The following is a 13,586-nucleotide window of genomic DNA, read 5'->3' as shown; positions in this document are numbered from 1 at the left end:
CTGTCAGTTAATTCATGCCTGTCAGATCAAGTCTAAACTATTACAGATCAGTACTATGTAGGTTTAAACTTTGGTGCTGGATGGGGTGATACTTTTAAAATGAAACCTAGCGTTGTTTTTGGTTATAATTATGACAAAAATTCTAAATTTGAACTTGAGGTTCTTGCCAACATAAGTGATATAACTGATAAACAAAAAAGGAAAGTAGGAGCTAGCTTGTTGGCGAATTACCGTTATTACCCTGATTTTGACATTGATCCTATTAAACTATATGCTAGTGTAGGTTTAGGTGGATATATCCAAGTATTGCCTTCTTTTGGCTTCGGTGGCAGTAGTACAGGTGAAACTAAAGGCAAAAATGTTGCAGATAGAGATGATTCAGGTAAAATTACGAATAAAGATGTTACAGAAAACGATAATAAAAGGGAAGGGGAAGAAAAGAGTCAAGAAGCTCCAGCTCTACTAGCTGCTGATGGAAGCAAAGTAACGTCTGATCCATCTTTAGTAGACAAAATACTGAGTTCTATTTCCTATAAACTAAAGGTAGGTGTTGATTATGAATTTACTCCGCAGATAGTTGCTATTGCTGCAAGTGGGCAATTAAGTGCCTTCAAGCCACCAGTACAAATACCAGATGCAATCATAGAAGTAGGCATACGTTATAATTTTTAATGTTCTAAATTGCATATTTCTTGTAGTGAATAAGATAATCCTGCAAAGAGGTTTGCTATTTGGATAAAAATTCGATGTTATTATCTAGAGACGGGTATCTATTTTTCTTATGCCCTCAATTAATGAAATCAGAAGCATCAACTCCCCGCTGCAAGCAAGCAGCAATTACAGTGTTCATCATAAGAAATGCTATTGTCATTGGGCCAACACCCCCGGGTACTGGAGTAATAGCCTTGACTTTTTCTTTTACTCCCTCAAAGTCAACATCACCCACAAGCTTACTTTGATTTCCCAAGTTAACGCTATTTATGCCAACATCGATCACTATTGCACCTTTTTTTATCCAATCTGCTTGAACAAAATTTGGCTTTCCAACTGCTGCAACTACTATATCCGCTTTAGAGCAATAATCAGCTAAATCCCTACTTTGTGAATGCAAGATGGTAACAGTGCAATTTTCTTGCAACAATAGGTGAAACATTGGCTTACCCACAATATTTGATCTGCCAATGATTACCACATTTTTACCGGACAGATTATTTTCAACTGACTGAATTAAATGCAAAGAACCTTTGGGAGTACAAGGTATCAGACAATTTTTTTCACCTTTAACTAACCTGCCAACATTCTCATCATGAAAGCCATCTACATCTTTTTCAACACTTACTGTATTAATTATTCTACTTGCACTGATGTGCTTTGGTAAAGGTAACTGAACTAAAATTCCATGCACAGATGAATCTTCATTTAATGTATTAACTTTTTCAATCAATTCATCTTCTGAGATACTATCAGGCAAAACAATAGTTTCAGAATTTATGCCTATTGATTCTGCTTTTCTTTGTTTATTACGAACGTAGACCTGACTTGCTGGATTGCTACCCACAAGAATTACTTTAAGACAAGGAAAAACATTATACTCTTTCTTTAAAATATCAATTTTTTTTGATAGCTCCTCACAGAGATCATTTGCTATTTTTTTACCGTTAATAATAATTGACATTTCCTTGCCACTCCTTGAAGTCAGGTAATGCAATATCAAATAAATTCAATACTTTACCAACAGCATGATTTACAATATCATCCAAAGATTTTGGTTTAATATAAAAAGCAGGCATCGGCGGAGCAATAATTGCTCCCATCTCCGTTAGTTTTAACATATTTCGGAGATGTCCAAGATGTAGTGGAGATTCTCGCACCATAAGAACTAATTTTCTTCTTTCTTTTAGAGTTACATCTGCAGCCCTTGTTAATAGATTGGAAGTCACCCCCGATGCTATTTCAGACATTGTTTTCATAGAACATGGAGCAATAACCATACCTGAGGTTTTAAATGAGCCGCTTGCTATTTTTTCTCCTATTTTTTCTTCAGAATAGTAAAAATCTGCAAGCGATATAATATCTTCAAGTTTTTCTTTAATCTCATGAGCTATAGTTATTTTTCCAGCACTGCTGATCACTAAATGAGTTTCATGATTGGTATTTTTTAGTGCCTCTAGAATCCGTACACCGTAAATAGAACCAGATGCTCCACTTATTCCAATTACAATCCTACTATTCACCTTCGTAACTCATTCCCAATGCACGTTTGTAGGTATCAAGTAATATTTCCTGTTCCTCCCTGTCATCATCATCCATCTTTCTTAGCCTAATAATCTGTTTCATCACTTTTATATCCCAACCTTCATCTGCAGCTTTTGCATATACATCACGAATGTGATCTTGCACATCCCTCTTTTCTTGTTCAAGTTTTTCGATTCTCTCTATATAGCTCTTCAAATCTTCAGCCGTTATTTTTACTTTATCTTCCATAGAACCCAACTAATTAATTGCTACTACAGTATTATCAGTTTTTACTTGTACTTCAATCATAGTAATAATATTTTTATCTTTTTTTAAAATCTTAAAGTAAAAACCGTACATGGAAAACTCTTCATTTTCTTCAGGAATGCGCTCTATCTCGTTTACAATCATACCTGCTAGAGTTGTAGCTTCTTCATCAGGAAGATCCCAATGTAACTGTCTATTAATATCCCTAATAGTAGATTTTCCTTCTATGTGATACATATTATCGGATATCTTTTTTATAAAATTCTCTGTGATCAAATCATGTTCATCTGAAATTTCTCCAACTATTTCTTCCAGTATATCCTCAAGAGTTACGATTCCCTGTAGTGCTCCATACTCATCAATAACAAATGCAAGGTGTTTCCTGTTTTTACGGAAGTTGTGAAGTTGTACACTGAGTGGCGTACTTTCTGGTATAAACCAAGGCTTTGACATAACTTTGGCAATCTCTATTTTATTATCCTTTTCACGCAAAGCATTTATTAGATTTTTCACGTGAACCACTCCAACAATATTATCTGGTTCTTTTTGCCATAAAGGTACTCTGCTATGGCTACTGGTTAAAATCTCTCTTATTAACTCTTCTTTGTTTCGATCTATATCAAGAGAAAATAAGTTTCTCCTGTGGGTCATAATTTGTGATATTTCTGTCTCAGCCAAATCAAGTATACTATTTAGCATATCTAAATCCTGTTGTAACATAGTGCCCTCACTGCGGTGAAGAGTAATCATATTACGCATTGCATCTGCTGCAGATATTACCTCCCTATTCTTATGAAGCCCACATAACTTCAGAATGATATTGACAATAAACTGAATGCCTAATGTCAATGGAGAAAGAACCTTGACAAAAAACAGCATAAAATAAGCAGAAAGTAATGTAAATTTTTCAGGATTTTGCATGGCGTAAGTTTTTGGTAAAACTTCACAAAATAGCAAAATACAAAACGTCATCATGAATGTTGAAAGAAATATGCCCTCACTCCCAAAAGAATTTATAAATATTACTGTAAATAAAGCAGAGCAAGTAATGTTAATAATTGTATTACACAGTAATATTGTTCCTATTGTTAATTCTTTTTTACCTAACAAAAGCTCTATTATCTTGGCTTTTTTGTTACCTTCTAGCTTTAGTTTATTCACTCGGGATCGGCTAATTGAGGTTAACCCTATTTCTGCTCCTGAGAACAAAAACGATAAAATCAATAAGAAAAAAATTGCTGACAATACTGAAATCAATAACCAATCCATTAAAGTATGATGTTATTGCGATATAGAAACAGAGTTGATTTTATATGTTGTAAGAAGCATTTGCAAGTCTATATATCTTTAATATAAAAAAATAAATCATGAAATATATCACACACTGCATTCACATGCATATTCTCAACAACAAGTGGAGGAGTTATTCTTATTACCCTATTATTTAAAATTTTAGTCATTATTAAGCCTTTGTCAAGAGATTGTTTAACAATTTTATCAGCCAAAGGTACTCTAAGCTCTATCCCTATCAATAAACCCTCCCCACGAACTTCTGAAACGATCTTCGGAAATTCTTCAGTCAAAGGCAACAACTTTTCTTTTAGATATTTACTGACCTTCTTAACATGGTCAAAAAAGCCTTCCTTTAGCATTACATCGAGTACTGCATTACCAACAGTCATGGCAAGTGGATTACCTCCATAAGTTGACCCATGAGTTCCTGGAGTGATTGCTTCTGCTATATAATCTTTTACTAAACATGCAGCCAGAGGAAATCCATTACCCATAGCCTTCGCACAAGTGAGCATATCAGGTTCAACTCCTATATTTTGATAGTAAAATAGAGAGCCAATCCGTCCATATCCGCATTGCACTTCATCAAAGCATAAAATTATTCCTTGAGCTTTTGTTATCTCTCTTACTTTTTTAAGATACTCTACGTCCAATGGATGTACTCCGCCTTCACTTTGTATGGGCTCTAAAAATATGGCAGCTGTTTCGCTATTGATTTTCTTTTCTAATGTTTCAATGTTATTTCTTGGAACTTTATCAAAACCAGAAAGGAGTGGAGCAAAACCTTCGCGTGATTTTTCATTTCCCCCAGCTGAAATTGCAGCAATACTGCGGCCATGAAAACCTCCTTCAATTGTAATGATGTGACTGCGCTTTTCTTGTCCATTTAAGTAGAAATAGCGGCGAATAAATTTAATTGCAGCTTCTGTTGCTTCAAGTCCACTTGAGCAGAAAAAAACTTTATCGGCAAAGGTAAGTTCTGTTAAACGCTGAGCAAGCCTTTCCTGCTGAGGAATAGTAAAAATATTAGAGCAGTGCCATAATGAATCCAGTTGCTCCTTCAGTTTATCTGTAATGTATGGATGACAATGCCCTAGAGAGGTTGTAGAAATTCCTGCAGCAAAGTCTAAATATTTTTTACCATCCTTATCGAAGAGATATACTCCTTCTCCTCTAACTATAGAAGCTTCAGATCTATTATAAGCGTTAACAACATGATCCATTTTAAATATTATCTATACTGTGCATGAAAAAGCTTTCCCTTAATATTGCTTAAACTAAAAATTGGGCTAATATTATACAGTGCAACATAAAATTCAGAAATTTAATATGTAAAAAAGTAAAACTACACCAATTCACATTCAGCAAAAAAGAAAGCTATTTCTCTATGAGCATTCTCTAGACTATCAGAACCATGCACTCTATTTTCACTAATATCATTAGCAAAATCACCCCTAATTGTACCTTTATCTGCCTGTTTTGGATCTGTAGCACCCATGATTTGTCTGTATTTACTGACTGCATTTTCACCGATTAAAACTTGAACTATCACAGACCCAGAAGTCATAAAGTCCACCAACTCTTCAAAAAAAGGCCTATCCTTATGAATTTCATAAAACAGCTCTGCTTGTTTTTTTGTCAGCAGCATCTTTCTCTGTGCTATAATTTTTAGTCCAGATTTTTCAATGTAAGAATTTATACTGCCTGTAATATTATTTTTTACTGCATCAGGTTTTAATATCGAAAGTGTTCTCTCAATTGCCATATCATTCCCTTATATTAAGATCGTATATTTACTTTATTGTGAATTTTTGTTCCATCAAAGAGATTTTTTATTTATAGTCAAGAATAAAACATCAAGGGGTAGTTTATGGTTTACTGTCGTAAGAAACTAGTGAATAATCTTAAATCATCAATTTTCTGCGGAACAAAAGGTTTTTTAACCTTTAATTTGGCATTTTTAAGTTATTTAGAGTATAGCTTACACAATAATACAAAATTAAAAGAAGGTACCGCTTTTGCAATGAAAAGGAACGTTGTTCCATTTGGTGAAATGATTGCCATACCGCTGTTTTTTTGCTTTGTATTACCAGCTATGGTAGGCAACATAAGCCTTATCGAGTGCGCACTTATATGTGCTGCACTGATGGTTGCAACATGTTTTGTTGTAAGAACCTTTCACTTGCGTGAAAAGTTATTGAAAAAAATGACTAATAATGAAAATTATACCAAGAAACAAATAGAGCAGGAATTTAAGAAAGACATTATAAAATTTCCTATCTTTGATAAAAACAGACAGCATATTGAGTATAATTCTCCTAATCAAGGACAACTAATGAATGAAAGTCCTCCCTCTCTCTTTGTTAGGGTTTTACTTTTTCCCCTTACGATTTTTCTGAAGGCTCTACAAAGCTGCATAATGATATCTTTGGCTGCTGTTGAACTTCTTGAAGCAGTGCCAAGTTTTTGTGTTGATGTGGTTTTCGATAGAGGCTTTGCATCTACACAGAGTAACATGAAGAGATCTGCTCATCTATTGTATGCCAGTGTGAGAAATTTAGTGCCTGTAACTAAACTTGATGAGTGTGTAGCTGATTTTATAGGCAAACCTGAAGAAAGGTGCTGTCAGTGAAGAAGGCAGTAATCTTATTTAACCTTGGTGGACCTGATTCACTAAGTGCAGTACGTCCTTTCTTGTTTAATCTATTTTATGATAGAAGAATAGTCAATCTACCCAATCCTTTCCGCTTTCTTTTAGCAAAGTTTATCTCCAAAAGGCGAGAAAGTACTGCACAAGAAATATACGAGCACATTGGAGGTAAATCGCCAATCTTGGAGAATACGAAAGCACAAGCTGATGCTTTAGAACTAAAATTAAATGAAAATGGAAACCATGTATATAAGATATTCATCTGCATGCGTTATTGGCATCCATTTGCTGATGAAGTTGTTAAAAGCGTAAAGCAATTCGACCCTGACGAAATCATTCTGTTACCACTATATCCGCAATATTCAACCACCACAACTCTATCATCCATCGAGAATTGGCAAAAAAATGCCAAACTGGAATGTAACACAAAAACAATTCACCATTATTATGACAATGAAAACTTTATTGAAGCTCATGTTAATCTGACGTCTAAATATTATAAATTAGCTAGCAAAATCGGTAAGCCAAGAGTCCTATTCTCGGCTCATAGCTTACCTCTTAGTATCATTAAAAAAGGCGACCCTTACGCTTCACAGATAGAAAAAACAGTAAAATTAATAGTAAAAAAATTGAATATTGAAGATCTTGATTGGGGAATATGTTATCAGAGTAAGGTTGGCCCTGTAAAATGGTTGGAGCCTAGCACTGAAAGTGAGCTATCACGCGCGAAAGACGATAATATACCTGTAGTTTTATCACCTATATCTTTTGTTTCTGAGCATTCTGAAACACTGGTTGAACTTGATATAGAGTATAAAGCAATTATCAAAGACGGATATTACTTTCGCGTACCAACTCTCAGTACTGATCTCTTATTTATCAAGTGCTTGGCCGATTTATGTTTAGATCACTCTCAAAGTACTGATTTATAGCACTTTTCTTTTTAGATTTTTATAGTATAATATTAAAAAGTTATTATTTTATTATCTATTTATGCCAAAAGGTAAGCCAAATACATTTATAGAAAGTATACATGATGCTCACAATCATGATATTAGAAAGATGTATTGTATTGCAGTAGGTTTAACAGGCATATTGTGTAAAATTTCATTGCAATTCTGTTGCGAGTTTATTGATAACAACAGATCCAATATTTGTACTATATTAGATATTTCTAAGTTCATAAAACTACCAACATCAATAATATTTGCTCTTCACTTTGGTCTCAATTTAGCTGGATATAAATCTAAAAAACTTCAGAATGGTAAAGGGGGAAATGAACCTGAAAAACCAATACAGGTTGTGGGTAGCTTAGCCTTCTTGGCAAACTGTGTCATAGGAATATTGATGCAGACAAAAATCATTCATTTCTTAGCTAGAAACAACAAGGATGTAATAAGTTATATTAGCTTAACATCAGCAGTTCTATTTCTATTTTCAGAATGCATAAACTGTTATTATACATGGAAGAAGTATCTAGATAATAAGGATTCTGAAAAGTCTGCTAAATATGGCAAAGAAGTTATTTTTAGCACATTCGCTTTGTCATTGGGCTTGTTAAGCTTCATATTAAAAAGAATGGAACTTCCAACCATACCAATAGACTTGGGTGGTGGCATAATCTATAATTTCAACTTAACTGTTACGGTCAGTTTGATACTAAGCATAGCATATCTAGTATCAAACATCGATAAGTTTGTCAATCAACCTAATAATGGTACTGATCCTTCTACTGGACTTGATGACGCTCACCATATTCAGCATAATGGCAGCATTGTAGAAATTAATTATTAGAGATGAAAAGACTTAATTTCTACTGCCAATGCTAGCACTGCTAATTTGCTAACAATATTCCAAAGTGGCAAAGTTTTATTTTCTTGGCTGATGTCATAAAATTCACAGTCAGTGGAATTCAAGCTAGAATATACATCTTTCCTGCTATTACATCGGTATAAGTAACATGTTGGAGTATCTCCTATATAGTATATTAGCGGTTCTGCAGAACTACTTTTAAATATGTCAATAGTTGGTACACCTTCTTGTATAATAACACTATTGATTGCTATTCCTTCTTTTATCTTTTTCATTTTATGACGCTTTTTTTTATTGAGATTTAATATTTCCTTTCCACTTGTTGCTGTTATAATGCCCATTCCATATGTGCCATTGCTTGCTTTGATAAAAACGTAAGGTTGTGTTTTTATTTCATATTCCTCATATTTTTTTTGCACTAGAGATAATATTTGGTCAACTTTAGTCGCTACTGCTCCTAGTGATGAATCATCATTAAAGTCAACTCCATTACAGCTTTCTGTAAGCACAGAAATAAGCCATGGGTCCATTTTAAATTCGCCACAAAATTCGGACACTAATTTTTGATAGATTTCAAAATATTGAAATTTCTGCCTACTGTGCCAGCCATATAATGGACTTGGCACTATCTCTTGTTTTACGTTTTCTAGCGTGTCTGGAATGTGGCTCGTCATATCACGGTTCAGTATAATAATATCAGGCACAAATCCTGAAGTTGTCTTCAGCAAAGAGTTTTCTTTCACAACAGTTTCATACTGTTCTATTAAATTGTACGTTTCATTATGAAAGAGGCCAATTCTAGTTTCAAAACCTGCGAGTTGCAGTACCTTTTCTATAGCAAATACATTTTCTATATACATTTTATTTCGTGTGTAATTCTCCGGTATTATAAGGGCCTTTTTATATTGTTTTGTTTCGAAGTAGCTTTTTATCAATTTTGCTGCTATCGCTTTTGATACTTCACTTAGGTTATTAAACCCTGCAGGAAATAAATTGGCGTCTACTGGAGCAATTTTGTAGCCTGAATTCCTAAGATCTATGGAGCTATAAAATGGTAATGTAAAACCATTAAATTTTGTTTTGAACCAATTATTTATATCTTTTTCCAGATTTGGATGAATTATGTTTTGCATCTACACTTTAAATGTTATAAGAAAAGTACTATATTATAAGTTATAATCTTAATATAATATAACGAATTAAAATAACAAAAAAATGATTCATCATGACAGCAGTAAAATGTATGGTACTACTATACTGTCAATTAGAAGAGACAAAAATGTAGTAGTAATAGGTGATGGGCAAGTCTCGCTAGGCCATACCGTTATAAAATCTGGAGCAAAAAAAGTTAGGCGTCTTTCTGGTGATTCCGTAATTGCCGGTTTTGCTGGAGCAACAGCTGATGCATTTACTCTCTTCGAAAGGCTAGAATCTAAACTTGATAAGCACCCAGGACAGTTAATGAGGGCATGTGTTGAACTTGCAAAAGACTGGAGAATGGATAAATATCTAAGAAAATTAGAAGCTATGATGATCGTGGCAGACAAGTCCATTTCATTGGTCATTACAGGAACGGGTGATGTTCTTGAACCTGAAGATGGCATTGCAGCCATTGGCTCTGGAGGAAATTTTGCTTTATCTGCAGCAAAAGCTTTGATTGACGTTGAAGGAATATCAATAGAGGAGATTGCAAAAAAGGCTATGAAGATAGCTGCCGATATATGTGTTTATACAAACCATAATCTAATTATCGAAAAAATAGAGGAGTAATATGTCAAGAACTTTGTGTGCCAATTTTTCTAGTCAATCTGTAGTAGGTCAATTTGATAATAATGATGACTATAATGAGAAAAATAGCCTCTATGAAAATGAAGGTACAGGAAGTAGCAGCATTCAAAGCTCACAAGCTTTATTAGATGATCTACCACCACAGAAGATAGTTAAAGAATTAGACAGATTTATAATCGGGCAGAATGATGCAAAGCGCGCTGTTGCTATTGCACTCAGAAATCGTTGGCGTCGAAATAAAGTCCCACTTCCACTACGTGAAGAGATTATACCTAAGAATATACTCATGATAGGCCATACGGGAGTTGGTAAAACTGAAATAGCTCGCCGTTTAGCAAAGCTTGCTGGTGCACCTTTTATAAAAGTTGAAGCAACGAAATTTACTGAAATAGGATATGTTGGACGTGATGTTGACTCGATAATACGTGATTTAGTTGACGCAGCAATAGTTTTAGTTAAGGAAAAAGCACGTAAAGCCTTAACTAAAAAAGCTTTAGGTTTGGCTGAAAAGATAATAGTCAACTCCATGGTTGGTGAAGATGCAACCGAGGAAAGCAAAAAAGTTTTCAGAGAAAGACTGAGAAATAAGGAATTTGAAGATGGAGAAGTTTCTATTAACGTCAGGGAGAGCAAGGGTATGTTACCCACTTTTGATATACCTGGCATGCCAGGTGGGCAAATTGGTGTGATGAACGTAACAGAAATCGTGGGCAAGATGTTTAATGGGAGCAAAAAAACAAAAACTATTACAGTTAAAGTGAAAGAAGCACGTGAAATATTGATTAATGAAGAAAGCGAAAGGTTAATGGATGAAGACAAGATAATCAAAGAAGCGATTGATCTTGTTAGCAATGAAGGCATAGTGTTTTTAGATGAAATAGATAAAATTGCAGCACGTACAGAAATAAAAGGTGAAGTCAACAGAGAAGGAGTGCAGCGCGATCTGTTACCATTACTTGAGGGAACAACTGTTTCAACTAAGTATGGCCCCGTAAAAACAGACTATATATTATTTATTGCATCTGGTGCTTTTCATTTATCTAAACCATCTGATCTTTTACCAGAATTACAGGGTAGATTGCCAATTAGAGTGGAACTTAAGGCGCTTACTCAAGAGGATCTAATAAAAATATTAAAGGAACCAGAATCTAGTTTGTTAAAACAGTATATAGCGTTAATGAAAACGGAAAATGTAACACTTGAGTTTACTGATGATGGTATAGAGACTATAGCTGAAATAGCATTTACAGTTAATAGAGAAGTGGAAAATATAGGTGCAAGAAGACTTCATACTGTCATGGAGAAGCTTTTGGATGAAATAAGTTTTATCGCTTCTGAAAAAAATAGTGAAAAATTTGTTATAGATAGCAAATATGTAAGAGATAAACTAGAGTCAATTTCAAAGCAGCTTGATTTATCTAAATTTATACTTTAGAGGAAGCCTACTTTAAGTAATATAGAGCATTCAAGAGGTTTTATTTTTTCTTACTTCGTAATTCTTTAAGCTATTTTTCAATAGTAGAATTCAAGCTTAAATCAATTATTGCAATATCACAATCTATGCCTTTTGTTAACACATCAGTTAAAAGATCAGGTGGAGAAAGAACTGTTCTTTTATTACCAGCTCTCATTCCCACAACTCCAAGTTCTATAGCAAGTGGTATTTTTTTGTCACCAACCTTAAACTGCACTATTTGATCTTTGATTATATACTCACCATTATGTCTCTTTATGCTATATTGAACTGATATCTCATCGCCACATTTTACTCGTTTTCCAGTTTTGTTAATTAAGTCATTAAAAATCATCAGGTTATTTACTGAATCGGGATATTTATCTTTTACTTCAATCAATTTGATGTAATAAGAGTTAAAACTCATTTTGTTGTCATCAGCAGCAATAGTAACTACACGCTCTCCGCCTTCTTTCATACCTATTACCCCTAAACTCACTTCTTTTAAGTAATCCTGACCTATTTTCAAATTGACATCAGTCGGAAGTAGCGTTGCTAGGTTGTTGGAGACTTTGTACATTTGTAGCAGAACTTCTTGGCCACAGAAAACTTTACTGCCACTGCCTTCAGTAATTTCATAAAAGTTTATCATCTCTTCTTCTTTTTGCTGTGTTATTTCTTCTAAATATTCTGCTAACCCATGCTTTTCAATATAACGATCAAGAGCTGATTCAAGTATCGGCCTGACCAAATAACTTGCTATCATCTGTGTCAAACCACCATGTGTAGCATTTATTTCGTAAAGCTTTTCCCTTTTCTCTGGTTTATCTTTGTTTATATAAACAACCGTAATTATAAAAGCAGAAGCTAAAGTGAGAATCATTACTACAGAGATAAACATTTGTAATATAATTTTTCTAACCATCTTTTTTTACTTGATTCAATAAATCATATAAGTCATTAGTATTCCCTGAAAGCGTACTTAAATTATCTGAGGCCTGTTTAAAGAGACTATCTATATAGTTTTCCATTTCATTTTTGCCAAGCACGGACATTAAATTGTTTGTTTTATCTTGCTCATAGTCTTCGATATCATCCTTGGATTGAAAAATAAGCCCTAGATTTATTCCATAGTTATATAATGCTTCCCGCTCCTTGTCTGTAGCGCCGCCTATTATAGCCCCTATTTCACATGAAGCTGCAAATAGTTTTGCAGTTTTCATCAAATGAATTTCTTTTATTTTGTCAAAATCTGCACCTATATCTAAAATCTGCCCTCCCACCATTCCCTTCATTCCTATTGCTTGAGAGAGCACTTTTATGATCTCACAATTTAACAAAGATAATACCTCAAAAGCCAGGGTAAGTAATGCATCTCCGGCCAGTACTGCTGTTGCTTCACCAAATTTTTTGTGGCAGCTTGGCTGGCCTCTGCGGGTGTCACTGTTATCCATACATGGCAGATCATCGTGAATTAGGGAGTAAGCATGAATAAATTCAATTGCTGCTGCTGCTGTTATTGCTTTTTCAACCTTTATGTTGAATATCGACGAAGATGCTATAACTAAAAAAGAACGTATATGTTTTGCAGGAGCAAGAAGCACATAACGCATAGCTGATATAAGTCTATTCTCGCTATTTTCAGGTAAGAGCTTATTCACTTCTACAACAAGCAAATTTTTTGTTGTTTCGTCTAGCATTTTTAAATTTATTAACTATCGAGTGCTAAGAGATAGGAAGTTTTTAATAGTTTATATAATCATAAAAGCTATTGCAAACATCAAAATTTCTTATAACATCAGAGAATAGGTTATTTTTTAGTAAGAAATGAGCGAATTGGCAAAAAGCACTAGGGAAGATATAGAAGAAAAAGTAAAGAAGATTATACTAGAGCACATCAGTAAGGATGTAGAGGGATTTGGTAGTTCTTCAAAGCTTTCAGATCATGGCACAGATAGTTTAGATGCAGTTGAAATAATCATGGCAGCTGAAGAAGAATTTGGTATAGAGATTCCTGATGAAGATGCGCAAAAAATGGAAACTATGGAACAGATAGTTGAATATGTAGTAAACAAAGCAAACAATTGA

15 protein-coding genes and 1 pseudogene are annotated in these 13,586 nt (G+C 34.1%); 7 read left to right on the top strand and 9 right to left on the bottom strand.

The genetic code is table 11. The features are described from left to right. Positions 1-45: 45 nt before the first annotated feature. Positions 46-672, top strand: a pseudogene (locus JR053_RS01420) (hypothetical protein); the annotation flags it as partial. A gap of 115 nt (positions 673-787) precedes the next feature. Here the strand turns inward: JR053_RS01420 and folD are convergent. The 6 genes from folD to ndk form a co-directional block, all read right to left on the bottom strand. After that, a complete protein-coding gene (gene folD / locus JR053_RS01415; protein ID WP_010406409.1) occupies positions 788-1,675 on the bottom strand; it encodes a bifunctional methylenetetrahydrofolate dehydrogenase/methenyltetrahydrofolate cyclohydrolase FolD in 888 nt (295 codons plus the stop codon). After that, positions 1,659-2,234, bottom strand: coding sequence for a UbiX family flavin prenyltransferase (locus tag JR053_RS01410; RefSeq protein WP_010406412.1), 576 nt, complete (start codon positions 2,232-2,234; stop codon positions 1,659-1,661). The genes folD and JR053_RS01410 overlap by 17 nt, the downstream gene beginning before the upstream one ends. Then, complete coding sequence (locus tag JR053_RS01405; protein ID WP_010406415.1) at positions 2,227-2,484, bottom strand: DUF2312 domain-containing protein; 258 nt, start codon at positions 2,482-2,484, stop codon at positions 2,227-2,229. The genes JR053_RS01410 and JR053_RS01405 overlap by 8 nt, the downstream gene beginning before the upstream one ends. A 9-nt stretch (positions 2,485-2,493) precedes the next feature. Further along, positions 2,494-3,771, bottom strand: coding sequence for an HlyC/CorC family transporter (locus JR053_RS01400; RefSeq protein ID WP_029237684.1), 1,278 nt, complete (start codon positions 3,769-3,771; stop codon positions 2,494-2,496). 68 nt (positions 3,772-3,839) lie between these two features. Then, positions 3,840-5,018 carry an aspartate aminotransferase family protein gene (locus JR053_RS01395; protein ID WP_010406424.1) on the bottom strand — a complete coding sequence of 393 codons (1,179 nt, stop codon included), beginning with the start codon at positions 5,016-5,018 and terminating at the stop codon, positions 3,840-3,842. Between the two features lie 122 nt (positions 5,019-5,140). Continuing rightward, positions 5,141-5,560, bottom strand: a complete 420-nt coding sequence (ndk, locus tag JR053_RS01390) for a nucleoside-diphosphate kinase (RefSeq protein WP_010406427.1) — start codon at positions 5,558-5,560, stop codon at positions 5,141-5,143. Positions 5,561-5,665: 105 nt separating this feature from the next. Between ndk and JR053_RS01385 the strand changes: the two genes are divergently transcribed. The 3 genes from JR053_RS01385 (at position 5,666) to JR053_RS01375 (ending at position 8,239) form a co-directional block, all read left to right on the top strand. After that, complete coding sequence (locus JR053_RS01385) at positions 5,666-6,427, top strand: hypothetical protein (RefSeq protein WP_010406429.1); 762 nt, start codon at positions 5,666-5,668, stop codon at positions 6,425-6,427. After that, a complete protein-coding gene (hemH, locus tag JR053_RS01380) occupies positions 6,424-7,377 on the top strand; it encodes a ferrochelatase (protein WP_010406433.1) in 954 nt (317 codons plus the stop codon). The genes JR053_RS01385 and hemH overlap by 4 nt, the downstream gene beginning before the upstream one ends. Positions 7,378-7,438: 61 nt before the next feature. Then, positions 7,439-8,239: a hypothetical protein gene (locus tag JR053_RS01375; protein ID WP_006014617.1), complete on the top strand. Its 801-nt coding sequence runs from the start codon at positions 7,439-7,441 to the stop codon at positions 8,237-8,239. Here the strand turns inward: JR053_RS01375 and gshA are convergent. Beyond that, on the bottom strand, positions 8,236-9,390 hold the full coding sequence (gshA, locus tag JR053_RS01370; protein ID WP_010406439.1) for a glutamate--cysteine ligase: 1,155 nt from the start codon (positions 9,388-9,390) through the stop codon (positions 8,236-8,238). The genes JR053_RS01375 and gshA overlap by 4 nt on opposite strands. Positions 9,391-9,472: 82 nt before the next feature. On the opposite strand from gshA, the gene hslV reads away from it, so the two are divergent. Both hslV and hslU read left to right on the top strand, forming a co-directional pair. After that, positions 9,473-10,027 (top strand): ATP-dependent protease subunit HslV, encoded by a 555-nt coding sequence (gene hslV, locus JR053_RS01365; protein WP_010406442.1) that lies wholly within the window; start codon positions 9,473-9,475, stop codon positions 10,025-10,027. Between the two features lies 1 nt (position 10,028). Further along, on the top strand, positions 10,029-11,480 hold the full coding sequence (gene hslU / locus JR053_RS01360; protein WP_010406444.1) for an ATP-dependent protease ATPase subunit HslU: 1,452 nt from the start codon (positions 10,029-10,031) through the stop codon (positions 11,478-11,480). Between the two features lie 70 nt (positions 11,481-11,550). On the opposite strand, the gene JR053_RS01355 is transcribed toward hslU, so the two are convergent. After that, positions 11,551-12,423 (bottom strand): FKBP-type peptidyl-prolyl cis-trans isomerase, encoded by an 873-nt coding sequence (locus JR053_RS01355; protein WP_010406447.1) that lies wholly within the window; start codon positions 12,421-12,423, stop codon positions 11,551-11,553. Then, the gene (locus JR053_RS01350; protein ID WP_010406449.1) at positions 12,416-13,198 is read right to left on the bottom strand and encodes a polyprenyl synthetase family protein; all 783 of its coding nucleotides are present in this window, start codon (positions 13,196-13,198) and stop codon (positions 12,416-12,418) included. Before JR053_RS01350 ends, JR053_RS01355 begins: the two co-directional genes overlap by 8 nt. Before the next feature lie 127 nt (positions 13,199-13,325). Between JR053_RS01350 and acpP the strand changes: the two genes are divergently transcribed. Then, positions 13,326-13,586, top strand: a complete 261-nt coding sequence (acpP, locus tag JR053_RS01345; protein WP_010406451.1) for an acyl carrier protein — start codon at positions 13,326-13,328, stop codon at positions 13,584-13,586.

The sequence above is a fragment of the Wolbachia endosymbiont of Nasonia vitripennis genome (assembly GCF_048054115.1).
In the GTDB taxonomy this organism is placed as follows: Bacteria; Pseudomonadota; Alphaproteobacteria; order Rickettsiales; family Anaplasmataceae; genus Wolbachia.
The sequence above is the reverse complement of the archived record's forward strand: the minus strand, read 5'-3'. Positions and strand labels throughout refer to the sequence as shown.

What these genes read in the sequence shown, in the direction of transcription:
- folD (WP_010406409.1), bottom strand. Translation starts at nt 1,675, where the DNA reads ATGTCAATTATTATTAACGGTAAAAAAATAGCAAATGATCTCTGTGAG.
- JR053_RS01405 (WP_010406415.1), bottom strand. Translation starts at nt 2,484, where the DNA reads ATGGAAGATAAAGTAAAAATAACGGCTGAAGATTTGAAGAGCTATATA.
- JR053_RS01400 (WP_029237684.1), bottom strand. Translation starts at nt 3,771, where the DNA reads ATGGATTGGTTATTGATTTCAGTATTGTCAGCAATTTTTTTCTTATTG.
- JR053_RS01395 (WP_010406424.1), bottom strand. Translation starts at nt 5,018, where the DNA reads ATGGATCATGTTGTTAACGCTTATAATAGATCTGAAGCTTCTATAGTT.
- ndk (WP_010406427.1), bottom strand. Translation starts at nt 5,560, where the DNA reads ATGGCAATTGAGAGAACACTTTCGATATTAAAACCTGATGCAGTAAAA.
- JR053_RS01385 (WP_010406429.1), top strand. Translation starts at nt 5,666, where the DNA reads ATGGTTTACTGTCGTAAGAAACTAGTGAATAATCTTAAATCATCAATT.
- JR053_RS01375 (WP_006014617.1), top strand. Translation starts at nt 7,439, where the DNA reads ATGCCAAAAGGTAAGCCAAATACATTTATAGAAAGTATACATGATGCT.
- gshA (WP_010406439.1), bottom strand. Translation starts at nt 9,390, where the DNA reads ATGCAAAACATAATTCATCCAAATCTGGAAAAAGATATAAATAATTGG.
- hslV (WP_010406442.1), top strand. Translation starts at nt 9,473, where the DNA reads ATGATTCATCATGACAGCAGTAAAATGTATGGTACTACTATACTGTCA.
- hslU (WP_010406444.1), top strand. Translation starts at nt 10,029, where the DNA reads ATGTCAAGAACTTTGTGTGCCAATTTTTCTAGTCAATCTGTAGTAGGT.
- JR053_RS01355 (WP_010406447.1), bottom strand. Translation starts at nt 12,423, where the DNA reads ATGGTTAGAAAAATTATATTACAAATGTTTATCTCTGTAGTAATGATT.
- JR053_RS01350 (WP_010406449.1), bottom strand. Translation starts at nt 13,198, where the DNA reads ATGCTAGACGAAACAACAAAAAATTTGCTTGTTGTAGAAGTGAATAAG.
- acpP (WP_010406451.1), top strand. Translation starts at nt 13,326, where the DNA reads ATGAGCGAATTGGCAAAAAGCACTAGGGAAGATATAGAAGAAAAAGTA.